Raw genomic sequence first — 812 nt, 5'->3', positions numbered from 1 at the left:
GATTGTATATACACTTATAGTGCTGGGTGTATTATCTATTATAGAGTTTACTAATTTAATGAGCAAAATATCAAAAAAAATTATATTTAAATGTTTTTCAAATATTATTTTTATTATATATATTTTTTTATTTTCTTTCTTTGTTTTTTATTTTTCATCGATTTTTCAGTTAAAGATTTTATTATTCTTAATTTTGTTTACTTGTATTGCGTCTGATATTGGTGGTTTTGTTGTTGGAAAAATTTTTAAAGGCCCTAGATTAACAAAAATAAGTCCAAAAAAAACAAAATCAGGATCATTAGGATCAATTTTATTCTCTGGTGTTTTTTTTTCAATTGGTATTTTTTATTTAACTAATACAGTAAATATCAAAATCATTTTAGTAGGTCTACTTACATCTATCGTGTGTCAAATAGGCGATTTATTTTTCTCTTTCTTAAAAAGAAAAAGTAATGTTAAAGATACAGGAAATTTTTTTCCAGGTCACGGAGGTGTTTTAGATAGATTGGATGGAATACTTCTCGGTCTTCCTTTTGGCTTTATCTTTTTAATTTTATTATTCTAATGAAAAAAAATATTTCAATCTTGGGATCAACAGGATCAGTTGGGCTTTCAACTTTAAAGATAATAGAGAGAAAAAAAGAATATTTTCGAATTATTCTTTTAGCAGCAAACAATAACTACAAGTTAATTTGTAAGCAAATTAAAAAATACGGGCCTAAATATTTTATTATAAATAATTTAAGAGTTTATGAAAAAGTAAAAAAAAAATTTGAAAACAAAAAAATAAAAATACTTCATGATTTTAAACA

General features: G+C 23.0%; 1 protein-coding gene and 1 pseudogene. Both read left to right on the top strand.

All coding sequences use genetic code 11. From position 1 onward, the window contains the following. The coding region (locus tag AMN78_RS01160) for a phosphatidate cytidylyltransferase (RefSeq protein WP_218836535.1) at window positions 1-565 on the top strand (565 nt) is incomplete at its 5' end. Next, window positions 565-812, top strand: a pseudogene (locus tag AMN78_RS01155) (1-deoxy-D-xylulose-5-phosphate reductoisomerase); the annotation flags it as partial. The gene AMN78_RS01160 and the pseudogene AMN78_RS01155, both read left to right, overlap by 1 nt.

Origin of the sequence: Candidatus Pelagibacter communis (genome assembly GCF_001179945.1) — a bacterium.
In the GTDB taxonomy this organism is placed as follows: domain Bacteria; phylum Pseudomonadota; class Alphaproteobacteria; order Pelagibacterales; family Pelagibacteraceae; genus Pelagilacustribacter; species Pelagilacustribacter ubique_A.
This window is presented reverse-complemented; position numbering and strand designations above follow the sequence as displayed.